Source organism: Pseudomonas fluorescens, assembly GCF_001307155.1.
GTDB classification, from domain to species: Bacteria; Pseudomonadota; Gammaproteobacteria; order Pseudomonadales; family Pseudomonadaceae; genus Aquipseudomonas; species Aquipseudomonas helvetica.
Window position 1 is genome coordinate 4256866 of sequence record NZ_CP012830.1, and the last position, 24703, is coordinate 4281568.

Genomic DNA, 24703 nt, shown 5'->3' on the forward strand with positions numbered 1-24703 from the left:
ATGCACTCTGATTGTTATTAGAGAGGATGGCTTACCAGCGTTCGCTCCAGGGCCGCAGATCCAGTTCGAAGGTCCACGCATCGCGAGGCTGGCTGTGCAGGTACCAGTAGTTCTCGGCGATGTGTTCGGGGTTGAGAATCCCGTCCTGATCCTTGAGGGCGTACTTTTCCGGGAAGCTGTCACGAATGAAGTCGGTATCGATCGCGCCATCGACCACGACATGGGCGACATGAATGTTCATCGGGCCCAGTTCCCGCGCCATGCTTTGGGCCAGGGCGCGGATGCCATGCTTGGCGCCGGCGAACGCCGCGAAGCCAGCAGCACCGCGCATGCCGGCGGTGGCCCCGGTGAATAGAATAGTGCCGCGTTGTCGGGTGGCCATACGCTTGGCCACTTCACGGCCGTTCAAGAATCCAGAGAAACAGGCCATTTCCCAGATCTTGAAATACTTGCGGGCGGTTTCTTCAAGAATGCTGCACGGCACATTGGCGCCGATGTTGAAGACGAACGCCTCGATCGGGCCGATCTGGCTTTCGATTTGTTCAACCAGCGCGACGACATCCTCTTCCTTGCGCGCATCACACGCAAAACCGTGGACTTCACCGCCACTGGCCTGAATGGCATCGACCAATGGCTGCAACTTGTCTGCGCTGCGACGAGTGACGCAGGCAACAAACCCTTCCTGTGCGAAACGCTTGGCAATAGCTCCGCCGGTGGCATCGCCAGCACCGACAACCAGTACGACTTTCTTGTTATTGCTAGCTGTGGTCATAGTCATCTCTCTTTGGTAAACGGTCGTTAGCCAAACGAACGTTATGCTACGATCTTGAAGACGTCAAGGCGATGGATTCTCGGGAGAAGCGATGCGTTACTCAGCCAGTCACAAGTTGGAAACCAGGCAGAAGCTGCTTGAAAGCAGCTCGGTGTCAGCCAAGAAAGAAGGTTTTTGCACGGTGGGGGTCGATGGCTTGATGAAGGCCATCGGGCTCAGTGGTGGTGCGTTTTACAGCCACTTTTCCTCGAAAGACGAACTCTTCAGCTCGATCGTCGAGCGTGAGCTGTGTCAGAGTCTTGAGCGATTGAGTGCTAATGGCGAGTTGAGTCGAACCAAGCTGGAGTGCTGTCTCAAGCATTACCTGAGCATGGCGCACGTCGAGCATCCCGAGTCCGGGTGCGCACTGCCGACATTGGGCGCCGAGATCGCTCGCTCGGACATCGCGGTACGCCAGCAAGCCGAGCAGTGGATCTGTCGGCTGCAGGAAAGTTGGGCGCAGATCCTGGAGAGTGACAGCCTGGCCTGGGCCATTCTGTCGCAGTGCGTTGGCGCGCTGGTGGTTGCGCGAATGCTGGTGAATCCGGAGGTCCAGCGCACCGTACTGCATTCCAGCTACGAAGAAATCGGACGCCAGATAGCCGGTCAACGCGCTGAATAGGAGCGCACCTGGTTACTTGCAGATGACGATCATGCTGCGGCTGGTATAGCCGGCAGGGTTGAGTCCAAACGGATAGTCACCCGGGTCTTCCACGGCGTCTCCGGATTTGGCGATCACCTTGTAGCCATTCGGCCCGCATGAGTTGGCCGCACTGGTGTAGCACTTGTCCCAGGAAGAAGAGAGTCCTGAGCAGTTAATGTGCAGGCCTTTTTTTCCGCGTTTGACCTCAGTCCTGGAGGTCGCAGCGCAACCTGCAATGGCCAGTACAACAAGCAATACCAAAAATCGTTTCATTCCAATCCCTATTACGGTCTCGGGTCTGGTGCCCGAGTCTGCCAGCATGCGCTTTCGTTTTTATCGTTAGTGATATCCCTATCCGAAAAAGTCCATGTCTGACATTGAGTTATGGCTAAACATGGCTCAATTGAGCGGTAAATACCAGACCTTCGTAAAAGCGCGTATCAATCTACTGCTACCAAAGGCTTGGACTCACTGCGCATGGTCATGGTCGCACCTACGGATGCCAGAATGATGCAAGTGATGGCCATCCACTGTGCCAGGGACAAGTATTCGTGCAGAAACAGCAGCCCGGACAATGCGCCGAATGCGGGCTCGATGCTCATCAGTGTGCCGAAGGTTCGCGCCGGCATTCGGGTGAGGGCGATCATCTCAAGGGTATATGGAAGGGCAGTGGACAGAACGGCTACGCCAATAGCGATGGGAATCAGTGACGGTGTGAGCAACGCGGCTCCGGCATGGACGATGCCTATCGGCGCAACGAAGAGTGCTGCAATCATGACGCCCAACGCGGCGGTCTGGACGCCGTTATCTGCCCCGGCTTTCTGACCGAACAGAATGTACAGCGCCCAACATACCCCGGCGCCGAGAGCATAACCGGCGCCTATGAGATCGATGCTCGTGTTTGTTGCGTCTGTAGGTATAAGTAGCAGCAAACCGACGATGGCCAGACCGATCCACAGAAAGTCGATCGCCTTGCGTGAGGCATAAATTGCCACTGCCAGTGGGCCCGTGAACTCCAGGGCAACGGCAATTCCGAGTGGGACAGTCCTGAGGGACATATAGAAGAGGAAGTTCATGCCACCCAGCGCCATGCCGTAGACGATGACGGTGCGTAAGGACTTGGCGGTAAGCCTCGCATTCCAGGGGCGCAGTAGCAGCAACATGATCACGCTGGCGAAAATCAGTCGCAGGGTGGTCGTCCCTTGCGCCCCGACTATTGGGAACATGCTTTTTGCCAGGGAGGCTCCAGACTGGATCGACGCCATGGCTATTAATAGCAGGCCAACCGGGAACAGAGTCGATGCAAGGCTGCGGGGCTGGTCATTCATTGCGTGTCGTCGTCCGAAGTGAGAGGCGAGAGAGTGTACGGCTGGCATATCATGCTTAGCTACTAGGTGTTGAGCAATATACTGCGCACTCTTTGTTGGCGCCTCTATATATAGGCCGTAACGAGTGCCGTTTTTCGATTTCTGATAGAAAAACCAAATTAGGTGTTGACGGCAGATTCTGGACGTCTATAATTCGCCCCACTTCCGGCGCAGTCGAAACGGAAAACTCCTTGGTAAACAAAGAGTTACGCAGTTTTCGACAGCGGTTACGCTTCAGTTCATCGAAGCCTGAAGGAGTTGAAAGAGCGGTGTTGTTTGGCTCTTTTAACGGTTCGATCATCTCGGTCGAAAGCGGAGAAAAAGAGGTGTTGACAGCAGCGAGTAACGCTGTAGAATTCGCCTCCCGCTAACGAGAGATCGGAAGCGCAAGTGGTTGAAGTTGCAAAGGAAACTTTGAAAACTTCTGAAAATAACCGCTTGACAGCAACAGAGGCTGCTGTAGAATGCGCGCCTCGGTTGAGACGAAAGATCTTAACCAACCGCTCTTTAACAACTGAATCAAGCAATTCGTGTGGGTGCTTGTGCAGTCAGACTGATAGTCAGCAAGATTATCAGCATCACAAGTTACTCCGCGAGAAATCAAAGATGTAACCAACGATTGCTGAGCCAAGTTTAGGGTTTCTTAAAAACCCAAAGATGTTTGAACTGAAGAGTTTGATCATGGCTCAGATTGAACGCTGGCGGCAGGCCTAACACATGCAAGTCGAGCGGTAGAGAGAAGCTTGCTTCTCTTGAGAGCGGCGGACGGGTGAGTAATGCCTAGGAATCTGCCTGGTAGTGGGGGATAACGTTCGGAAACGAACGCTAATACCGCATACGTCCTACGGGAGAAAGCAGGGGACCTTCGGGCCTTGCGCTATCAGATGAGCCTAGGTCGGATTAGCTAGTTGGTGGGGTAATGGCTCACCAAGGCGACGATCCGTAACTGGTCTGAGAGGATGATCAGTCACACTGGAACTGAGACACGGTCCAGACTCCTACGGGAGGCAGCAGTGGGGAATATTGGACAATGGGCGAAAGCCTGATCCAGCCATGCCGCGTGTGTGAAGAAGGTCTTCGGATTGTAAAGCACTTTAAGTTGGGAGGAAGGGCCATTACCTAATACGTGATGGTTTTGACGTTACCGACAGAATAAGCACCGGCTAACTCTGTGCCAGCAGCCGCGGTAATACAGAGGGTGCAAGCGTTAATCGGAATTACTGGGCGTAAAGCGCGCGTAGGTGGTTCGTTAAGTTGGATGTGAAATCCCCGGGCTCAACCTGGGAACTGCATTCAAAACTGTCGAGCTAGAGTATGGTAGAGGGTGGTGGAATTTCCTGTGTAGCGGTGAAATGCGTAGATATAGGAAGGAACACCAGTGGCGAAGGCGACCACCTGGACTGATACTGACACTGAGGTGCGAAAGCGTGGGGAGCAAACAGGATTAGATACCCTGGTAGTCCACGCCGTAAACGATGTCAACTAGCCGTTGGGAGCCTTGAGCTCTTAGTGGCGCAGCTAACGCATTAAGTTGACCGCCTGGGGAGTACGGCCGCAAGGTTAAAACTCAAATGAATTGACGGGGGCCCGCACAAGCGGTGGAGCATGTGGTTTAATTCGAAGCAACGCGAAGAACCTTACCAGGCCTTGACATCCAATGAACTTTCCAGAGATGGATTGGTGCCTTCGGGAACATTGAGACAGGTGCTGCATGGCTGTCGTCAGCTCGTGTCGTGAGATGTTGGGTTAAGTCCCGTAACGAGCGCAACCCTTGTCCTTAGTTACCAGCACGTTATGGTGGGCACTCTAAGGAGACTGCCGGTGACAAACCGGAGGAAGGTGGGGATGACGTCAAGTCATCATGGCCCTTACGGCCTGGGCTACACACGTGCTACAATGGTCGGTACAGAGGGTTGCCAAGCCGCGAGGTGGAGCTAATCCCATAAAACCGATCGTAGTCCGGATCGCAGTCTGCAACTCGACTGCGTGAAGTCGGAATCGCTAGTAATCGCGAATCAGAATGTCGCGGTGAATACGTTCCCGGGCCTTGTACACACCGCCCGTCACACCATGGGAGTGGGTTGCACCAGAAGTAGCTAGTCTAACCTTCGGGAGGACGGTTACCACGGTGTGATTCATGACTGGGGTGAAGTCGTAACAAGGTAGCCGTAGGGGAACCTGCGGCTGGATCACCTCCTTAATCGACGACATCAGCTGCTGCATAAGCTCCCACACGAATTGCTTGATTCATTGAAGAAGACGATAAGAAGCAGCCCGAAATTGGGTCTGTAGCTCAGTTGGTTAGAGCGCACCCCTGATAAGGGTGAGGTCGGCAGTTCGAATCTGCCCAGACCCACCAATTTTGCTTGTGTGGGAAACGCCTGTAGAAATACGGGGCCATAGCTCAGCTGGGAGAGCGCCTGCCTTGCACGCAGGAGGTCAACGGTTCGATCCCGTTTGGCTCCACCACTACTGCTTCTGTTGCATGAAAGCTTAGAAATGAGCATTCCATTGTTAAGATGGTGAATGTTGATTTCTAGTCTTTGATTAGATCGTTCTTTAAAAATTTGGGTATGTGATAGAAAGATAGACTGAACGTTACTTTCACTGGTAACGGATCAGGCTAAGGTAAAATTTGTGAGTAATTGCGAATTTTCGGCGAATGTCGTCTTCACAGTATAACCAGATTGCTTGGGGTTATATGGTCAAGTGAAGAAGCGCATACGGTGGATGCCTTGGCAGTCAGAGGCGATGAAAGACGTGGTAGCCTGCGAAAAGCTTCGGGGAGTCGGCAAACAGACTGTGATCCGGAGATGTCTGAATGGGGGAACCCACCTAACATAAGTTAGGTATCTTAAGCTGAATACATAGGCTTAAGAAGCGAACCAGGGGAACTGAAACATCTAAGTACCCTGAGGAAAAGAAATCAACCGAGATTCCCTTAGTAGTGGCGAGCGAACGGGGACTAGCCCTTAAGTGGCTTTGAGATTAGCGGAACGCTCTGGAAAGTGCGGCCATAGTGGGTGATAGCCCTGTACGCGAAAATCTCTTAGTCATGAAATCGAGTAGGACGGAGCACGAGAAACTTTGTCTGAATATGGGGGGACCATCCTCCAAGGCTAAATACTACTGACTGACCGATAGTGAACTAGTACCGTGAGGGAAAGGCGAAAAGAACCCCGGAGAGGGGAGTGAAATAGATCCTGAAACCGTATGCGTACAAGCAGTGGGAGCCCACTTTGTTGGGTGACTGCGTACCTTTTGTATAATGGGTCAGCGACTTATTTTCAGTGGCGAGCTTAACCGAATAGGGGAGGCGTAGCGAAAGCGAGTCTTAATAGGGCGTCTAGTCGCTGGGAATAGACCCGAAACCGGGCGATCTATCCATGGGCAGGTTGAAGGTTGGGTAACACTAACTGGAGGACCGAACCGACTACCGTTGAAAAGTTAGCGGATGACCTGTGGATCGGAGTGAAAGGCTAATCAAGCTCGGAGATAGCTGGTTCTCCTCGAAAGCTATTTAGGTAGCGCCTCATGTATCACTGTAGGGGGTAGAGCACTGTTTCGGCTAGGGGGTCATCCCGACTTACCAAACCGATGCAAACTCCGAATACCTACAAGTGCCGAGCATGGGAGACACACGGCGGGTGCTAACGTCCGTCGTGAAAAGGGAAACAACCCAGACCGTCAGCTAAGGTCCCAAAGTTATGGTTAAGTGGGAAACGATGTGGGAAGGCTTAGACAGCTAGGAGGTTGGCTTAGAAGCAGCCACCCTTTAAAGAAAGCGTAATAGCTCACTAGTCGAGTCGGCCTGCGCGGAAGATGTAACGGGGCTCAAACCATACACCGAAGCTACGGGTATCACTTAGGTGATGCGGTAGAGGAGCGTTCTGTAAGCCTGTGAAGGTGAGTTGAGAAGCTTGCTGGAGGTATCAGAAGTGCGAATGCTGACATGAGTAACGACAATGGGTGTGAAAAACACCCACGCCGAAAGACCAAGGTTTCCTGCGCAACGTTAATCGACGCAGGGTTAGTCGGTCCCTAAGGCGAGGCTGAAAAGCGTAGTCGATGGAAAACAGGTTAATATTCCTGTACTTCTGGTTATTGCGATGGAGGGACGGAGAAGGCTAGGCCAGCTTGGCGTTGGTTGTCCAAGTTTAAGGTGGTAGGCTGGAATCTTAGGTAAATCCGGGATTCTAAGGCCGAGAGCTGATGACGAGTGTTCTTTTAGAACACGAAGTGGTTGATGCCATGCTTCCAAGAAAAGCTTCTAAGCTTCAGGTAACCAGGAACCGTACCCCAAACCGACACAGGTGGTTGGGTAGAGAATACCAAGGCGCTTGAGAGAACTCGGGTGAAGGAACTAGGCAAAATGGCACCGTAACTTCGGGAGAAGGTGCGCCGGTGAGGGTGAAGGACTTGCTCCGTAAGCCCATGCCGGTCGAAGATACCAGGCCGCTGCGACTGTTTATTAAAAACACAGCACTCTGCAAACACGAAAGTGGACGTATAGGGTGTGACGCCTGCCCGGTGCCGGAAGGTTAATTGATGGGGTTAGCTAACGCGAAGCTCTTGATCGAAGCCCCGGTAAACGGCGGCCGTAACTATAACGGTCCTAAGGTAGCGAAATTCCTTGTCGGGTAAGTTCCGACCTGCACGAATGGCGTAACGATGGCGGCGCTGTCTCCACCCGAGACTCAGTGAAATTGAAATCGCTGTGAAGATGCAGTGTATCCGCGGCTAGACGGAAAGACCCCGTGAACCTTTACTATAGCTTTGCACTGGACTTTGAATTTGCTTGTGTAGGATAGGTGGGAGGCTTTGAAGCGTGGACGCCAGTTCGCGTGGAGCCAACCTTGAAATACCACCCTGGCAACTTTGAGGTTCTAACTCAGGTCCGTTATCCGGATCGAGGACAGTGTATGGTGGGTAGTTTGACTGGGGCGGTCTCCTCCTAAAGAGTAACGGAGGAGTACGAAGGTGCGCTCAGACCGGTCGGAAATCGGTCGTAGAGTATAAAGGCAAAAGCGCGCTTGACTGCGAGACAGACACGTCGAGCAGGTACGAAAGTAGGTCTTAGTGATCCGGTGGTTCTGTATGGAAGGGCCATCGCTCAACGGATAAAAGGTACTCCGGGGATAACAGGCTGATACCGCCCAAGAGTTCATATCGACGGCGGTGTTTGGCACCTCGATGTCGGCTCATCACATCCTGGGGCTGAAGCCGGTCCCAAGGGTATGGCTGTTCGCCATTTAAAGTGGTACGCGAGCTGGGTTTAGAACGTCGTGAGACAGTTCGGTCCCTATCTGCCGTGGACGTTTGAGATTTGAGAGGGGCTGCTCCTAGTACGAGAGGACCGGAGTGGACGAACCTCTGGTGTTCCGGTTGTCACGCCAGTGGCATTGCCGGGTAGCTATGTTCGGAATAGATAACCGCTGAAAGCATCTAAGCGGGAAACTAGCCTCAAGATGAGATCTCACTGGGACCTTGAGTCCCCTGAAGGGCCGTCGAAGACTACGACGTTGATAGGTTGGGTGTGTAAGCGCTGTGAGGCGTTGAGCTAACCAATACTAATTGCCCGTGAGGCTTGACCATATAACACCCAAGCAATCTGCATGCTTCGAGAGAAGAGCCAGATTGCGGTGTGTGAAGACGAAACGAACCGAAAGTTCGAGCTGCTCACAAACACCGAGATCTATCACATACCCAATTTGCTGAAGCGAGACCAGCAGGTCACGACTCAGTACCCGAATTTCTTGACGACCATAGAGCATTGGAACCACCTGATCCCATCCCGAACTCAGCAGTGAAACGATGCATCGCCGATGGTAGTGTGGGGTTTCCCCATGTGAGAGTAGGTCATCGTCAAGATTAAATTCCGAAACCCCAATTGCGAAAGCAGTTGGGGTTTTGTTTTGCCTGCGAGAAAGTGCTCATCAGATGCACCAACGTCCGATCGTCGTTTTGGCCGTCAAGGACAGCCACTTGGGAAATTACCCCTAAAGTGGCCGCGCAGTTTTTGGTATGGTGCAGCTCGTTTTTTAATGGACTGATGTCACGCGCAGGGAATGGCGTTTAACCCGGTCAAAGAGTTGCTGTAGAAATGCCCGAACCGATTCCGATCAAGGACCACGAAAAAGAAACGCGCCTGGTCAACAAACGGCTGTTGGCCTGCGCGCTGTTCGTGGTTGCAATTACCTGCGCGCTGGTTGTGCGCATGTACGTCCTGCAAGTGGTCGAGTTTGACTATCACTCGACGATCTCTGAAAACAACCGGGTACATGTCCTGCCCATTACCCCGACTCGCGGCCTGATCTATGACCGCAACGGCGTACTGCTGGCCGATAATCGGCCAAGCTACAACTTGATCATCACCCGCGAACGCGCAACCGATGTGAAAGGCGAGCTGGACTCGGTAGTCAATCTGTTGCACTTGCCTGCTGAAGACCGCGCACTGTTTGATAAGGCAATGAAGCAGGCGCGCCATCCCTTTGTTCCGGTCACCTTGTTTTACGAACTGACCGAAGAGCAGATTGCGACACTGGCGGTGAACGAGTTCCGCCTGCCAGGAATCGATGTTGAGCCGCAGTTCGTGCGCAACTACCCGCTGGGTGCGCATTTCGCCCACTCGATCGGTTATGTCGGGCGTATCAACGAAAAAGAATCCAAGGCACTGGATACCGTCGAGTACCGCGGTACCCAGTCGATCGGCAAGACCGGCATCGAAAAATTCTACGAGTCCGAGCTGCATGGCCATGTCGGCTATGAAGAGGTCGAAACCAACGCCCAGGGCCGGGTGCTGCGAGTGCTCAAGCACACTGATCCGATCCCTGGAAAAAACATCGTGCTCAGCCTCGATGTAAAGCTTCAGGAAGCGGCAGAAGACGCGCTGGGCGACCGCCGTGGTTCAGTGGTTGCTCTCGATCCGGCCACCGGTGAAGTGCTGGCAATGGTCAGCAAACCGAGCTTTGACCCGAACCTGTTCGTCACCGGCATCAGCTTCAAGGAATACGCGGCGCTGCATGACTCCATTGACCGCCCACTGTTTAACCGGGTCTTGCGCGGGTTGTATGCGCCAGGCTCGACGATCAAGCCGGAAGTGGCGATTGCCGGGCTCGACACCGGCGTGGTCACGGCGTCCACCAGGGTCTTTGATCCGGGTTACTACCAACTGCCGGACTTTGACCATAAATACCGTAACTGGAATCACAGCGGCGACGGTTGGGTCGACATGGACGCAGCGATCATGCGTTCCAACGACACCTATTTTTACGACCTGGCACACAAACTCGGCATTGATCGCCTGCACGATTACATGGCGATGTTCGGCCTTGGCGAAAAAGTCTCGCTGGACATGTTCGAAGAGTCCCCCGGGCTGATGCCGTCCCAGGCATGGAAGCGTGCTACTCGCCGTCAGCCGTGGTTCCCCGGTGAAACGGTGATCCTCGGGATTGGCCAGGGTTATATGCAGGTGACACCGCTACAACTGGCTCAGGCGACTGCGCTGATCGCCAACAAAGGGGTGTGGAACCGACCGCATCTGGCCAAGACGATCGATGGCGTGGCACCGGTGGATGAGCATCCGATGCCGAACATCCTGCTGAAGAATCCGCACGACTGGGAGCAGGTCAACCACGGCATGCAGATGGTTATGCACGATCCGCGCGGTATCGCCCGTGCGGCGGCCGTGGGGGCGCAATACCGGATTGCAGGCAAGAGCGGCACTGCACAAGTGGTGGCAATCAAACAGGGCGAGCGTTACGACCGTTTGAAGACCCGTGAGCGTAACCGCGACAACGCCTTGTTCGTCGGTTTCGCCCCGGCCGAACATCCGCAGATCGTGATCTCGGTGATGATCGAGAACGGCGAGGCCGGTGGCCGCGTTGCCGGCCCTGTGGTGCGGCAGATCATGGATGCGTGGCTGCTGGACAAGGACGGCCATCTGAAGCCGCAATACGCGAGCCCGAGCAAACCACCCAGCGATCCTCACGTTTGACGCGCTGAAAGCTACAGCGCCTGCTCATGCCTGTTGAGCAGGTGCTGGGAGCTTTCCAGGAACACTGTTTCGGCCTGAGTCATTTTCTGCTCACGATTCCAGAGCAGCCGAATATCCAGATCCACCACACCCTCCTCAGGCGGCAAACGCCATAGCAACCCCTGCTCGACATCTCGCTGCACCAGGTGAACGGGTAAACAGCCGATCCCAAACCCTGCGCAGATCAGCCGGTGAATCTCTTCAAAGCTGGTCGATGATGCGACGATCTTGCCGGTAAAGCCTTGCTGGTCGCGAAACAGCGTCAGCGGCGAAAGATTGCCGCCCAACTGGTCGCTGGTGAAGCTGACGAAGTGCTCGGTGGCAAGTTGTTCCAGTCTCAGATTCGTCTGCCCGAACAAACGGTGGCGTTGGCCGCAGAAGTACCCATATCGCTCGCGAAACAGCACCCGTTGCTCCAGCCGCGGTTGCGGCAGTCGGGATAAACCGATGCCGACCGTCGCAGTCTTTTGCAGCAGGGCACTGATGATGTTCGAACTGCCCATCACCTCGACTTCCAGTTCGACATTCGGATGGCTCTCATGGAAGTCCGCGAGGAACTCATCGTAGTGCGGGGACTGGATACCGCTGATGGTCAGGATCCGCACCTTGCCCACCACGTCATCGTGAGGACTCTCGATCACCGGCCCCAGGCGCGAAATATCACCATAGACATCGGCCGCGATACGCAGCACTTCTTCACCGGTTTCGGTGAGGTCGAAACGCCGGCCGCTACGGACAATCAGCACGCAGTCGAGTTGCTCTTCAAGACGCTTGAGCGCCTGGCTCACCGCCGATTGTGTGATGTGCAGGCGTGCAGCAGCGCGGCTCATGCTGCCTTCCTGGGCGATCACCAGATAGGTGCGCAACAGGTTCCAGTCGAGCCGGTCATTGAGAAAGCGTCGGCTGGATTGGGGGAGGGGTGAGGGCATAAGGAATCCTGCTATTAGCCAGGCTAATAGTTAGGTTAAGAATTTGAAAATTGACTAATCCTAGCCCGGCCGCGATAAAGCTCACAAGCACACCGTGCTGTTGATACCCGGCGTCTGCGCTTTGCCCGTCCAAGGGCAACCCGCTCGCCATCACACACAAAAAGAGGTGATTTGGTGAATAAGCCCGAGCACATGAACACCATTGAATGGCAGGCCCGCTGCGAGTTGGCGGCCCTGTATCGGTTGGTCGCGCACTTTCGCATGACCGACCTGATCGACACCCACATCACATTACGGATTCCAGGACCCGAACATCACTTCCTGATCAATCGCTACGGGGTGATCTTTGATCGCATGCGCGCCTCGGATCTGGTGCGCATCGATCAGCAGGGTCGAATTGTCGATCCGGCGTATGCGGATCATCGGGTCAACACGGCGGGCTTCGTGATCCATTCGGCGATCCACATGGCGCGTTCCGATCTGAACTGCGTGATCCACACCCACACGGCGGCGGGCATGGCGGTGGCTGCGCAGAAGCGGGGCCTGCTACCGATCACTCAACACGCACTGAAGTTCTACGGCAAGCTGGCTTATCACACCTATGAAGGTATCGCTTTGTCGCTGGACGAGCGCGAGCGGTTGATTGTCGACCTGGGACCGCACAAGGCGATGATCCTGCGCAATCACGGACTGTTGGTGGGTGGCGCCAGTGTGGCTCACGCGTTCCAGGAAATTTACTTTCTGGAGCGTGCCTGCCAGGCGCAGGTACAGGCGTTGGCGGGCGGGTGTGAACTGAATTTTCCGTCGCCGGAGGTCTGTGTCCACACGGCTGAACAGTTCGAACAGGACGATGCCGAAAACATTATCGAGCTGGCCTGGTCGGCGGCATTGACCCTGATCGAATCGCAACGCGAGTCATATTGCTCATGAACACCGAGTCAGGCGCTCTACGGCACTTGCCAGTCTCTTGACGTTAACGTAAAGATAAGCGCTGGCGCCGAATTCCCATGGCGCAGGTTTTGCGTGAGGGAAGGGCTGTCCGGGGTCTCGGGCAAACTTCCCTTTACTGCCATCTGAACCGGGTAGATATTTCCCCATGACGTGCGTGCTTCGTCGCATGTCGGGAAGTGAACCGGCCAGAGACTGGGCGGACCAATCCGGAGCGCTTGATGACTCTTATAAAAACAATAACGCCACAACCGCAACATGAAGCCCGGCTGGCCCGGGAGAAACTTCACCTTGAAGGTGAAGTCCCGAACGGGGTGTTGCGCGCTGAAATCGATGCCTCATGGCGGCGCAGCTTAAGCCATGGCGTGCACTTCAATGGCAAGCATGAGCTGGCACTGGAATCGAGTGCGAGCCTTGAGGTGTTGCTGGCGAGCAATCGCTTGCTGATCGACGCCGCGATGCCGGCCATCGATTACCTGGCTGAGCGTCAGGGCAAGGAAGGGTTGATCATCCTCGCCAATTCCGAGGCGACCATTCTCGCGGTCGAAGGCCGCGCCGACCGCCTCAAGGGCAGCGGCCTGCAAGACATCACCCTGGGCGCCTGCTGGAGCGAAGCTGCTCGTGGCACCAACGCCCTCGGCACTGCGCTGGTGGAAGCCCGGCCGACGCTGATCGACTGCGGCGAACATTACCTCGATCGTCTCAGCGATTTCTCCTGCAGTTCGGTGCCGATTCACTGCCCTCAAGGCGACATCCTGGGCGTACTCGATCTGACCCGCGAAGGCCCGTTGGGCCGGGCGCATGACAGCACCGCGTTGTTGGCAATGGCGGTCAGTCAGATTGAAAGCCGGGTGTTCAACGCAAGCTTTCCCGAGCAGATCGTGCTGGCCTTTCATAGCCGTCGACAGTACCTCGAATCGCCCTGGCAAGGGCTGTTGGCGGTGAGCCTCGGCGGGCAAATTCTGGCGGTCAGCACCCAGGCCTGCCAGTTGCTCAATGCCGAGCGTTCAGCCTTGGTTGGTCACCGCTGCGAAGAGTTTCTCGGGGTCGATGGCCTGCAACTGCTGGCGCGTCTGCAACAAGGCGGGATCGGCAGCCTGCAAACCGCCAAAGGCGAGTTTTTCTACAAAACCCTGCGTGCGCCGCAACGCTCGATCAATGTCACCAGCACACCGCGCAGTGTCGCCAAAAATCCAAAGCCACAACTCGATCTCGAATCCCTGGCCGGCAGCAATGCGCGGTATGCGCGTGCGTTACGGATGGCCCGGCAAGGCCTGGCCAACGAGTTGCCGGTGTTGCTGCTGGGGGAAACCGGCACCGGCAAGGAAGTCATCGCCCGGGCGCTGCACATGGCCGGCAGCCGTTGCGACAAACCCTTCGTCGCGGTCAATTGTGCAGCGATTCCCGAAGGCCTGATCGAGTCGGAATTGTTCGGCTACCGCGAAGGCGCGTTCACCGGCTCACGGCGCGGCGGGATGATCGGCCGTTTGCAACAGGCCCATGGCGGCACGTTGTTCCTTGATGAAATCGGCGACATGCCGCTGGCACTGCAGGCACGCCTGTTGCGGGTGTTGCAGGACCGCAAGGTCGCGCCGCTGGGCGCCGGTGAAGAGCAAGACATCGACGTCGCGCTGATCTGCGCGACTCACCGCGACCTCAAGCGTCTGGTCGAGGAAAAACACTTTCGCGAAGACCTGTTCTACCGGGTCAATGGCATCAGCGTGATGCTGCCGGCGCTGCGTGAGCGCGATGATTTCAGTGAGTTGGTGACCCGTCTGCTCGACAAACTGGACGCCCCGACGGTCAAGCTCAAGGGCGAGCTGAGCAACTTGCTTGCCGGATACCACTGGCCGGGCAACATCCGTCAGCTGGAGATGGTGCTGCGTACCGCGCTGGCGATGCGCGAACCCGGTGAAACCGTGTTGAGCCTGGAGCATTTGCCCGACAGCATGCTCGACGAGTTGAATGCCTGCGAGCGTTCGACCTGCGGCAGTATCCGCGAGAACGAACTGGAGCTGATCCGCCAGTCCCTCGACAATCATCACGGCAACGTTTCGGCAACGGCCGATGCGCTGGGCATCAGTCGAGCGACGCTGTATCGCAAGCTTAAACAGTTGCGCAACTGATGCGGCGCTTGATCGTCAGGCTGGTCGACAGTCACAACCCGCAGGCACTGGACGCCGCCTTACAGTGGCTGTACGGCTTCGTGCGCCCGCATCGGCTGGCGATTGCCGGGCTGCTCGGGTTGTCGGTGTGCGCCTCGTTGTTGGTGCTGGTGCAGCCCTGGCTGACCAAATTGCTGATTGACGATGGGCTATTGGCGCATAACTTTTCCATGCTGGTGCTGATCGCCGGTTTGATGATCGTCGCCGGATTGCTTGGCACCGCGTTGTCGGGGATCAATCGCTACCTACACACACGATTGTCAGGGCGCATTCTGTTTGCCCTGCGCGACGACCTCTATCGGCATTTGCAGACCTTGTCGCCAAGCTTCTACGGGCAACGGCGGATCGGCGACCTGATGTCGCGCCTCGACGGTGATGTCGCAGAGATCCAGCGCTTTGCCGTCGACTCGCTGTTCTCGGCGGTTTCCAGCGTCATCGGTCTGGTCTGCGCGGTGGCGATGTTGCTGACCCTGTCGTGGAAACTCTCGTTGCTGGCGCTGGTGTTGATCCCGCTGGATGTGCTCTGGCTGCGCTGGATGCGGCGCAAGGTCGAGCGTGATGTGCGGCAGTTGCGTGAGCGTTCGGCGGACATGTCCTCGTTCATGGTCGAAACCTTGCCAGTGATGAAATTCATCCAGTCGGCTGGCCAGCAACAGCGCGAAGCACGGCGCCTCGAAACATTGGGGCAGGGCTACATGAGCCAGTTACTGCGCCTGCAAGTCACCGAGTTTTTCACCCAGGCGGTGCCCGGCACACTGACTTCGTTGTCGCGGGCCTGTGCGTTTTTGATTGGCGGTTATTGGGTGGTGCAGGGCACATGGCAGCTCGGCGCGTTGATCGCGTTTTCGACGTATCTGGGGATGGCGGTCGGGCCGGTGCAGAGCTTGCTCGGGTTGTACGTGGCGATTCAACGGATGACCGTCAGCCTCGGTCGGGTGATGGAGCTGCGGGGTGAACAGCCGAGCGTCGTCACACCGGTCGCACCGCAGCCAATGCCGAGCTCTGGCGAACTGTGTTTTGAGGCGGTGCACTTCAGCCATCCCGGGCGGCCGACGACCTTACGCGGAATCGAAGCGCGTATTCCCTACGGTTTGAAAGTTGCCCTGAGCGGCGGCTCCGGGGTTGGCAAGTCGACGCTGATCGACCTGCTGCAGCGGCATCACGACCCGCAGTCTGGTCGGGTGCTGCTGGACGGGATCGACCTGCGCGAGCTTGCATTGTTCGAGTTGCGTCGGCGGATCGCTGTGGTCAGCCAGGACATCGTGCTGTTTCGCGGCAGCCTGGCGGATAACCTCGCCTATGCGGTGCCGGACGCCAGTCGTGAGGCAGTGGCCGAAGTGGCGCGGCTGGCGCAGCTCGACAGCCTGATCGCGTCCCTGCCCGAAGGCCTCGACAGTCCGTTGGGCGAGCGCGGTCAGCAGTTGTCCGGCGGACAGAAACAGCGGATTGCCATCGCCCGTGCGCTGTTGCAGGATCCGCTGATTCTGGTGCTCGATGAAGCCACCTCGGCGGTCGATGAGGCCACTGAACGGGAAGTCATCGAGGCCATCGATCGACTGTTTGCCGGACGTACACGAATCCTGATCAGCCATCGCCCCTCGACCCTGGCCGATGCGGATCTGCGCTTTGAGTTGTTTGACGGCGTGCTGACGCAAGTTAAGGTGCTGCATGAAGCTTGAGCTAAGGATTGGCGTGGTCGACAGCGGACATTCCGTGGCACAACGCGGACAGGTGAGCTCCGGGCGACGGTTTTACCTGGTCGAGGACGGACTCGCCGAAGACGAACTGCGTGACGATCCGCTCGGCCACGGCAGCGCAGTCGTCGAGGCGATCAGCCGGCGTGCAGCCTCTGCACGGTTTTGCGTAGCGCAAGTGTTCGACCAGCGTGGGGTCACCAGCGCCTTGCAGATTGCCACGGCGATCGATTGGCTGGTGACGCAGGACGTGCGAGTGATCAACCTCAGCCTGGGCTTGCGTCAGGACCGCAATCTGCTGCGTGAAGCCTGTTCGGCGGCATTGGCCCGTGGTGTTTTGCTGTGCGCCTCGAGCCCGGCGCAAGGCGAAGGCGTGTACCCGGCCAGTTACCCGCAGGTGTTGCGGGTAACTGGCGATGCCCGTTGCGGCGAACATGAATGGTCGTGGCTCAACAGTCAGCAGGCCGACTTTGCTGCCTGTGTTCAGGGCATGTACCCAGGGCAATCCGGTGCCAGTCTCGGTTGCGCGGCGTTGACCGGGCATATCGCCAATTTCCTTGCCGGGCACCTCGACGCGAGCAATGCGCAGGTCCTTGAATGGCTACGAGACAACGCCCGTTATCGCGGACCTGAGCGGCGAGTCTGGGAATGAGCGCCATCCTGATTCTCGGCGCCGGGCCTGCCGGTGCAGCGGTGGCGTTGGGGCTGCGCCGGCTGGGTTATGCGGTGACGCTGGTCAGTGACTGGCGTCGTTTTGCGGCGCTTGAAGGTGTTTCGCAACGGGTGCTCGAAGCCCTGCGCGGTGCAGGATTGAATCAGGCGTTGGCGGAGGCCGCGTTGCCGTCGCAGCGACAGGTGTCGTGGAACGGCCAGCAGCATGCGCAAAACATCGAGTTTCTGCTGGATCGGCCGAGCTTTGATCGCGGCCTGCGTGAGGATTTGCGCCTGGCCGGCGTCGAGTTGATCGAAGGCCGGGTGTTGGCGGTTCACTCCCAGGCGTCGGGCCATCGGGTTGAGGTCGAAGGTCATGCTGAGCTGAACAGCGAGTTTCTGGTGGAGGCTCGCGGTCGTCAGGCGCCAGCGCTTGGCAAAGGGCAACGTGGACCGGAGACAGTCAGCCTGCTCAATCGTTGGCAGGGCGCGTCGGGCAGCACCGCCAGCGCGGTGGAAAGTTTGCCGGACGGTTGGGCCTGGATGGCACGGCGGGCCGACGGTCAATGTTATTGGCAGTTGACCGTGGATGTGGCCAGCGCCGAATTGCCGGACAAAGCGCAGTTGCTCGACTACTGTCGCCAGCGCCGCCAGGACTCGTCGTTGGCCATCGATTTCTTCGGATCGCAGCCTGAAATCGACCTGCAACTGCACGCCCGCAGCAGCACGGCGATTCTCAATCCACAGGTGTGCGGCGATAACTGGATTCGGGTTGGCGATGCGGCCATGGCGGTCGATCCGCTGTCAGGCAACGGCATCTTTCAATCCCTGTCCTCAGCCTTGCAGGCGCCGGTGGTGATCAACACCTTGCTGGCTAAACCTGAGCGGGCGGCCTTGGCCCAGCGCTTCCATCAACAACGGGTCGAGCAACTGTTCTTGCGCTTTGCGCGCATTGGTCGGGACTTTTATGCCGACGAACTGCGTTGGTCGGAGCAACCGTTCTGGCGTGCACGTCGACAGTGGCCAGACATGGAGCTGGCTCATGCACCAGCAGATTTTGCGTCCCTGAGCATTGAGCGTGCTCCGGTGCTGCGCGATGGGTTTGTCGATGAGGCCGAGGTGGTGATCACGGCGGATCAGCCGTTGGGGATCTGGCATGTGCAAGGGGTTGAGTTGGCGCCTTTGCTGCGTCGATTGCGAACCGAGCCGGCTGACCGGGCGCTGGAAGGTTTGACGATGGAGCAGGGGCGGGTTGTGCGCGGGTGGCTATTGTCCCAAGGCTTCAAACCGTAGGAGCTGCCGCAGGCTGCGATCTTTTGATCTCGATCTTCGGCATTGCACAACAGCGCTAAAAGATCGCAGCCTGCGGCAGCTCCTACGGGGGATTTAGAGTTTGATCAACACCGACTTCAACTCGGTGTAATGCTCAATCGCCGCATACCCCATCTCCCGACCCACGCCGGACATCTTGTAGCCGCCAAACGGCAACGCCGGGTCGAGGGCGCTGTGACAATTGACCCAGACCGAGCCGGACTTGATCCGTGGAATCATCCGGTGCACGGCCGCCAGGTCGTTGGACCAGATACTCGCGCCCAAGCCATACGGACTGTCATTGGCCATACGCAATGCATCGGCCTCGTCATCGAACGGAATCGCTACCAGCACCGGGCCGAAGATCTCTTCCTGAACCAGCGAGTGCTTTTGATCGACGTCGACAATCACCGTCGGTTTGACGAAGAACCCCGGGCCGAATTGCTCACCGCCGCAGACAATGGTCGCGCCGCTTTCACGGCCCATTTCAATGTAGTTGTACACCCGCTCTTGCTGGCGCGCCGAGATCAGCGGGCCCATGTCAACGCTCGGGTCCAGGCCATTGCCGAGCTTCATCGCGTTGGCGATGCCGGCAATGTCGGCCACCACATTGTCGAAATGCTTGCGCTGCACATAGAGCCGCGAACCTGCGCAGCAGACCTGGCCCTGGTTGAAGAAGATCGCGCTGGCCGCCCCGGCAGCGGCACTGCCGAGGTCGGCGTCGGCCATGACGATGGTCGGCGACTTTCCGCCCAGTTCCAGGGTAACCCGGGTCATGGAGTCCATGGCGATCTTGCCGATCTGCTTGCCGACGGCGGTGGAGCCGGTGAAGGTCAGTTTGTCCACCAGCGGATTGTGGGTCAGCGCAGAGCCTGCGCTGATCCCGGTGCCGGTGACCACGTTGAATACTCCGCTCGGGTAGCCGGCTTCCAGCACCAGCTCGGCGAGTTTCAATGCGGTCAGCGGCGTTTCATCCGCCGGTTTCAGGACCACGGTGCAACCGGTTGCCAGGGCCGGGCCGAGTTTCCAGCAGGCCAGCAGCAGCGGGAAGTTCCAGGCAACGATGGCGCCGACCACTCCCACTGCTTCACGGCGGATAAAACTGTGGAACTGATCATCGGGCATCAATGGCAGCGAGACTTCAACGCTGGAGCCTTCGATCTTGGTCGCCCAACCGGCCATGTAGCGCAGGAAGTCGATGGACAGCTGCACATCCATGACTTGTGCCACGGCCGCGCTTTTACCGTTGTTCAGGCATTCCAGCTGCGCGAGTAGTTCAGCGTCGCGTTCCATCAGGTCAGCGAGTTTCCACAACAGGTTTTGCCGCTCCCGAGGTCGGGTGCGGGTCCAGGCCGAATCATCGAACGCATTACGCGCGGCGAGCACGGCGCGATCAACGTCGTCTGGCGTAGCCTTCGGGACAACGCACAGCACTTCGCCGGTTGCCGGGTTGTGCAAGGGCATGGTCTGGCCGTCGGCGGCCTCGACCCACTCGGCGCCGATCAGCATGCGCGGGGCGCGCTGGATGAACGCCGAAACGGCAGGAAGCAGATAAGGGAGTGGCATGGTAAGACCTCGTCTTGTTCGTGTGACGAGGTCTTTCGCAACGGTTGTGCCAGTTTACCGAAGGGCTGTATTTGGCGGGGTCCAGGGCCAAAAGCAGCAGAGAGGAGCGCACGGCGTTGTTGCAAACTGAGACACGGGTGAGACAGCTATAACCCTTGACGGCTCAACATGCGATCAATCACCGCCCACAGCTGCGGATCGTCAAAGTCCTCGATCACCAGATGCGCGCCCGCCGCCAGCAGCGTCTCGCGGCGTTGGCTGGTCACCAGGCCGACGGTGAAAATCCCGGCGTTCACTGCCGCCGTCAGGCCGGGGATCGAGTCTTCGAACGCCAGGGTCACCTTGGCGCTGGCCTGCAAACGTTCGAGGCCGGTGAGGTAGGGCAGGGGATCGGGTTTGGCGCGGGGCAGTTCCTCGGCGACCACGATATGTTCGAAACGCTCACGCAGGCCCAGCGCTCGCAGCATGTGATCGGCGTTGGCCCGTGGCGCGTTGGTCACCACGGCGATCCCGATGTCTTGAGCCTTGGCGAAATCCAGTAACCGCACCAGCCCGGCCATCGGCGTCAGTTGCGGCGACAGCTCACGGAAACGCACTTCCTTGCGTTCGGCAAACGCTTCGCGCTCGGCCACCGAGCGGTCCGGAAAAAGGTAGCGGCACATGTTGGCGTTGGCTTGACCGCTGACGTGGGCTTCGAACTCGGCTTTGCTGAAGACCCGGCCATCCTCCTCCAGCAACAACTGTTGCAGCGCCAGCAGATGGAGCGCATCGGTGTCGGTCAGGGTGCCGTCGAGGTCGAAGAGCAAAGCATTGAGCATGGCGCAGTTCCCGTAGCTGAAGCGGTTAAGCGGATAGCTGCCCATCGTATACGCAGGGCGTCATCTATGCTCGTCTCAGAGTGCAACAGTTGTCGCGATATTAGACGCCGCTGACCTTTCTCAGCGCTGATAAAAATCCATTATTTCTCGCCAATTATTTGATTTTAAAGACTATTAATAAGCTGGCACGCTCCGTGTATTGCTCCTTCGCAGACGTTTCTCCTGCCTCCGTCAGCGACCGGCTCGCCGACGGCAGAGACCCTGAAAACGATCATTCAAAAAATAAGAAAGCACCGTGCGAGGTTCGACGTTGATGAAGAGAAAACTCCGATCAGGCATGAGCGCCAGTCTGCTGGCGCTTGCCGCGTGTGCCGCCCTGCATGCTCCGCAAAGCATGGCGGCGCGTGACGCCCAAAGCATTCTCAAGGAAACCTGTCAGGGCTGTCATACCCCTGAAGCCGGCAATGCCTTGAGCCGTATCAGCCACCAGCGCAAACCCCCCGAAGGCTGGCTGATGAGCATTGCGCGGATGCAGACCATGCACGGTTTGCAGATCAGTGATGAGGACCGTCGCACGCTGGTCAAATACCTCGCCGATACCCAGGGCCTGGCGCCGAGCGAAACCGATGGCGTGCGTTATGCGCTGGAGCGTCGGCTCAACACCGTCGAGCATTTCGATGACCAGACCAGTCAGATGTGCGGTCGCTGCCACTCCGGCGCGCGAATCGCCCTGCAACGACGACCGGCCCAGGAGTGGGAACGTCTGGTGAACTTCCACCTCGGCCAATGGCCGTCCCTGGAATACCAGGCGCTGGCCCGCGACCGTGACTGGTTCGACATTGCCCGTAAAGACATGGTGCCGCTGTTGGCCAAGCGCTATCCGCTGGACAACCCGGCCTGGAAAAGCTGGCAGAAAACCGCGCCGAAAGCCGACGCGCTGGTGGGCGACTGGAGCTTCAGCGGTCACTTGCCGGGCAAGGGTGAACTGGCCGGCGTGATGAGCGTCAGCGCCTCGGGCGCCGACCAGTTCAAGGTCACGGTCAAAGGCCAATACGCCGATGGCAGCCCGTTCAATGGTGACGGCAGCGCAATCCTCTACAGCGGGTATGAATGGCGCGGCAACGTGACCATCGACGGCGTGGTCATGCGCCAGGTGTTTGCCGCCAAGGGCACTGAGCTGCAAGGCCGGATGTTTGAAGCCGAGCACGATGAACGCGGTCTCGACTTTATCGCCGCCAAGCAAGGTTCCAACCGTTTGCTGGCGGTGCAGCCGGGTTACCTCAAGGCCGGCAGCGAAACTGAAGTCACCCTGATCGGCAGCGGCCTGCAAGGCACGCCGAACTTCGGCAGCGGTGTGCAAGTGGCGCAAGTGCTGGAGCAAAGTCCAGAGCGCATCAAGGTCAGGCTCAAAGCCGCCGCCGATGCCAAGCCGGGCGCGCGCGAGGTCACGATCGGCAACTTGAAAGGCGCGACGCTGGCGGTTTACAGCCAGATTGCCGAGGTCAAGGTGGTGCCGGAGTTTTCGGTAGCGCGGATCGGTGAGGGCGGCGGCTCGACGCCGAAAGTCCAGGGCCGTTTTGACGCCGAAGCCTGGGGCAAAGGCGTCGATGGCAAGCCGTACCGCATTGGTGTGTTTCCGGCGCAATGGAAGGTCGAAGCCTTTGATGACCGCGCCAAGGAAGATCAGGACGTCAAGTTCGCCGGGACCATGCAGGCCGACAGCGGCGTGTTCACCCCGGGTGATGCGGGGCCGAACCCGGCGCGCAAGATGTCCACCAACAACGCCGGCAACCTCAAGGTGATCGCCGCCGTCGACGATGCAGGGAAATCCCTGACCGGCGAGGGCCACATGATCGTCACCGTGCAACGCTGGAACAATCCACCCATTCCCTGATTTGAAAACGTGAACTGGCTGACGTAACGGTTTCAGACACTTTTCAGGAATGACCGCAGGCCTCGCCAAACGGGGTTTACACAGGAGGTTGTAATGGGCGCCATTTTGAATCTGGTCGAGCGCAATCTGCACGAAGTGCATGTCGATGCCGACCGCATGCTGTTCCATATCCCCAGCAGTTCGCTGTTCGCCAGTGATGAACTGACTGGCACCATCATCGATACCTTGCGTGGTCCCGGCTGTTCCTCGGAGGACTTGATCCAGCGTTTGGCGGCACGCTTCAACGGTGAAGAAATCAGCGAAACCCTGCGTGAGTTGATCTCCCTGGAACTGGTCAGCGACGGCTCGCCGCTGACCCCGGACATCGGCACCAAACGGGTCGAACGCACGGCGATCAACACCGTGGTGCTCAACGTCAATACCGGCTGCAACCTGAGCTGCACCTATTGCTACAAGGAAGACCTCGACAAGCCGTCCGCCGGCAAGAAGATGGACGTCGACACCGCCGTCGCGTCAGTGGAAATGCTGCTGCGCGAATCCCCTGACGAAGAGCGTTTCACCGTGGTGTTCTTCGGTGGCGAGCCGTTGAGCAATCGCAAGCTGATCGAGTACATGGTCGACTATTGCGAGAAGCGTTTTCGCGAGGCCGGCAAGTTTGTCGAGTTCGTCATGACCACCAACGCCACGCTGCTCACCGAGGAAACGGTCGATTACCTGAATGCCCATCGCTTTGGTTTGTCGGTGAGCATCGACGGACCGAAAACCGTGCACGACCGCAACCGTATCACCGTGGGCGGGCAGGGCACCTATGACGTGGTCCGGCGCAAGGCCGAGATGCTGCTGTCGCGCTATAACAGCCGCCCGGTCGGCGCGCGTGTGACCCTGACCACTGGCGTCACTGACGTCGAAACCATCTGGGACCACCTGTTCAACGAGCTGGGTTTTGCCGAAGTCGGTTTTGCCCCGGTGACCTCGGGTGATATCAGCAGCTTCAACCTGTCCAGCGACGAACTGATCGAAGTTTTCGCCAACATGAAGAAACTCGGCCGACGTTATCTGGAAGCGGCGCTGGAGCATCGCAACATCGGTTTTTCCAACCTGCACCAGTTGATCACCGACATCCACGAGGGCCACAAGAAAGCCCTGCCGTGTGGCGCCGGGCTGAAGATGCTGGCGGTGGATCACAAGGGCGAACTCAACCTCTGCCACCGTTTCACCGGTTCGTCATTGCCGACCTTCGGCAACGTCCACAGCGGCGTGAAACAGGTTGAGTTGAACGATTTCCTGTCCCAGCGTCTGGACCGGACCAACACCGGCTGCGAAGACTGCCAGATCCGCAACCTGTGTTCCGGTGGCTGCTACCACGAGAGCTACGCCCGTTATGGCGACCCGACTCATCCGACCTATCACTACTGCGAACTGATGCGTGACTGGGTCGACTTCGGCATCGAGGTCTACACCCGGATCATGGCTCACAACCCTGCGTTTATCAGCAGTTACATCACTCCGCGCAAGGCTCACTGATATGAAACATCTCAAGGCAATCAATAACAAAGCGCAGAAGCTCGATCAGGCCGCGGCCGAAAACCGTATCGAAGAAGTGGTGGCCATGAGTTCCGTCGCCGGCTGCGCCTCGACCACCGATCCGGGTTGGGAAATCGACGCCTTTGGCGGTGTGTCGTCGCTGTGCCAGCCGATGGAAGCTGACCTTTATGGCTGTTCCGACCCTTGCTGGTGGCCGGCCCAGGTGCCGGACATGATGAGCACCTACCCGGACTGGAACAAGGACGCCCAAGCTTCCAACGAGAGCTGGCGCAACCTGGGCACCGTGTTCCCTAAAGACAAGTAATCGGACCGAAGAAGGATTCCAG

General features: G+C 57.8%; 16 protein-coding genes, 2 tRNA genes and 3 rRNA genes. 15 read left to right on the forward strand and 6 right to left on the reverse strand.

What is annotated here, in order from left to right:
• Nucleotides 1-31: 31 nt before the first annotated feature.
• A complete protein-coding gene (locus AO353_RS19430; protein WP_054596415.1) occupies nt 32-772 on the reverse strand; it encodes an SDR family oxidoreductase in 741 nt (246 codons plus the stop codon).
• A 91-nt stretch (nt 773-863) separates the two neighbouring features.
• Here AO353_RS19430 and AO353_RS19435 point away from each other — a divergent pair, with 91 nt between their 5' ends.
• Nucleotides 864-1433, forward strand: a complete 570-nt coding sequence (locus tag AO353_RS19435; protein ID WP_054596416.1) for a TetR/AcrR family transcriptional regulator — start codon at nt 864-866, stop codon at nt 1431-1433.
• 12 nt (nt 1434-1445) lie between these two features.
• On the opposite strand, the gene AO353_RS19440 is transcribed toward AO353_RS19435, so the two are convergent.
• Together AO353_RS19440 and rhtA are read right to left on the reverse strand one after the other, a co-directional pair.
• Nucleotides 1446-1727 (reverse strand): hypothetical protein, encoded by a 282-nt coding sequence (locus AO353_RS19440; protein WP_019692857.1) that lies wholly within the window; start codon nt 1725-1727, stop codon nt 1446-1448.
• 167 nt (nt 1728-1894) lie between these two features.
• On the reverse strand, nt 1895-2782 hold the full coding sequence (rhtA, locus tag AO353_RS19445; protein ID WP_054596417.1) for a threonine/homoserine exporter RhtA: 888 nt from the start codon (nt 2780-2782) through the stop codon (nt 1895-1897).
• Nucleotides 2783-3484: 702 nt separating this feature from the next.
• Between rhtA and AO353_RS19450 the strand changes: the two genes are divergently transcribed.
• From AO353_RS19450 to mrdA, 6 genes are all read left to right on the forward strand, one after another.
• Nucleotides 3485-5021: ribosomal RNA gene (locus AO353_RS19450) — 16S ribosomal RNA — on the forward strand.
• Nucleotides 5022-5103: 82 nt separating this feature from the next.
• A tRNA-Ile gene (locus AO353_RS19455) sits at nt 5104-5180 on the forward strand.
• Between the two features lie 34 nt (nt 5181-5214).
• Nucleotides 5215-5290 (forward strand) — tRNA-Ala (locus tag AO353_RS19460).
• A 234-nt stretch (nt 5291-5524) separates the two neighbouring features.
• Nucleotides 5525-8416, forward strand: a 23S ribosomal RNA gene (locus AO353_RS19465).
• Between the two features lie 160 nt (nt 8417-8576).
• Nucleotides 8577-8692: ribosomal RNA gene (rrf, locus tag AO353_RS19470) — 5S ribosomal RNA — on the forward strand.
• The 16S, 23S and 5S rRNA genes sit together here with 2 tRNA genes alongside, the layout of an rRNA operon.
• A 232-nt stretch (nt 8693-8924) precedes the next feature.
• The gene (gene mrdA, locus AO353_RS19475) at nt 8925-10817 is read left to right on the forward strand and encodes a penicillin-binding protein 2 (RefSeq protein WP_054596418.1); all 1893 of its coding nucleotides are present in this window, start codon (nt 8925-8927) and stop codon (nt 10815-10817) included.
• An 11-nt stretch (nt 10818-10828) separates the two neighbouring features.
• Here mrdA and AO353_RS19480 read toward each other — a convergent pair whose 3' ends face one another.
• Entirely contained in the window at nt 10829-11785 is a 957-nt protein-coding gene (locus tag AO353_RS19480) for a LysR family transcriptional regulator (RefSeq protein WP_054596419.1), read from the reverse strand.
• 174 nt (nt 11786-11959) lie between these two features.
• On the opposite strand from AO353_RS19480, the gene AO353_RS19485 reads away from it, so the two are divergent.
• The 5 genes from AO353_RS19485 (at nt 11960) to AO353_RS19505 (ending at nt 18536) form a co-directional block, all read left to right on the forward strand.
• Entirely contained in the window at nt 11960-12715 is a 756-nt protein-coding gene (locus AO353_RS19485; RefSeq protein ID WP_054596420.1) for a class II aldolase/adducin family protein, read from the forward strand.
• A 239-nt stretch (nt 12716-12954) separates the two neighbouring features.
• Complete coding sequence (locus tag AO353_RS19490; RefSeq protein ID WP_054596421.1) at nt 12955-14859, forward strand: sigma-54-dependent Fis family transcriptional regulator; 1905 nt, start codon at nt 12955-12957, stop codon at nt 14857-14859.
• Nucleotides 14859-16577, forward strand: coding sequence for an ABC transporter ATP-binding protein (locus AO353_RS19495; RefSeq protein WP_054596422.1), 1719 nt, complete (start codon nt 14859-14861; stop codon nt 16575-16577). Before AO353_RS19490 ends, AO353_RS19495 begins: the two co-directional genes overlap by 1 nt.
• Complete coding sequence (locus AO353_RS19500) at nt 16567-17244, forward strand: S8 family serine peptidase (RefSeq protein ID WP_054596423.1); 678 nt, start codon at nt 16567-16569, stop codon at nt 17242-17244. Before AO353_RS19495 ends, AO353_RS19500 begins: the two co-directional genes overlap by 11 nt.
• Nucleotides 17241-18536, forward strand: a complete 1296-nt coding sequence (locus AO353_RS19505; protein WP_054596424.1) for an NAD(P)/FAD-dependent oxidoreductase — start codon at nt 17241-17243, stop codon at nt 18534-18536. The genes AO353_RS19500 and AO353_RS19505 overlap by 4 nt, the downstream gene beginning before the upstream one ends.
• 93 nt (nt 18537-18629) lie before the next feature.
• On the opposite strand, the gene AO353_RS19510 is transcribed toward AO353_RS19505, so the two are convergent.
• Nucleotides 18630-20120 (reverse strand): aldehyde dehydrogenase family protein, encoded by a 1491-nt coding sequence (locus AO353_RS19510; protein ID WP_054596425.1) that lies wholly within the window; start codon nt 20118-20120, stop codon nt 18630-18632.
• 146 nt (nt 20121-20266) lie between these two features.
• Entirely contained in the window at nt 20267-20938 is a 672-nt protein-coding gene (locus AO353_RS19515) for an HAD family hydrolase (protein WP_054598275.1), read from the reverse strand.
• Between the two features lie 313 nt (nt 20939-21251).
• Here AO353_RS19515 and peaA point away from each other — a divergent pair, with 313 nt between their 5' ends.
• The 3 genes from peaA to qhpC all read left to right on the forward strand — a co-directional run bounded on the left by peaA (nt 21252) and on the right by qhpC (nt 24681).
• Nucleotides 21252-22832 (forward strand): quinohemoprotein amine dehydrogenase subunit alpha, encoded by a 1581-nt coding sequence (gene peaA / locus AO353_RS19520; protein ID WP_054596426.1) that lies wholly within the window; start codon nt 21252-21254, stop codon nt 22830-22832.
• A 93-nt stretch (nt 22833-22925) separates the two neighbouring features.
• A complete protein-coding gene (gene peaB / locus AO353_RS19525; RefSeq protein WP_054596427.1) occupies nt 22926-24356 on the forward strand; it encodes a quinohemoprotein amine dehydrogenase maturation protein in 1431 nt (476 codons plus the stop codon).
• A gap of 1 nt (nt 24357) precedes the next feature.
• Nucleotides 24358-24681, forward strand: coding sequence for a quinohemoprotein amine dehydrogenase subunit gamma (gene qhpC, locus AO353_RS19530; protein WP_054596428.1), 324 nt, complete (start codon nt 24358-24360; stop codon nt 24679-24681).
• The last annotated feature ends 22 nt before the right edge of the window (nt 24682-24703 follow it).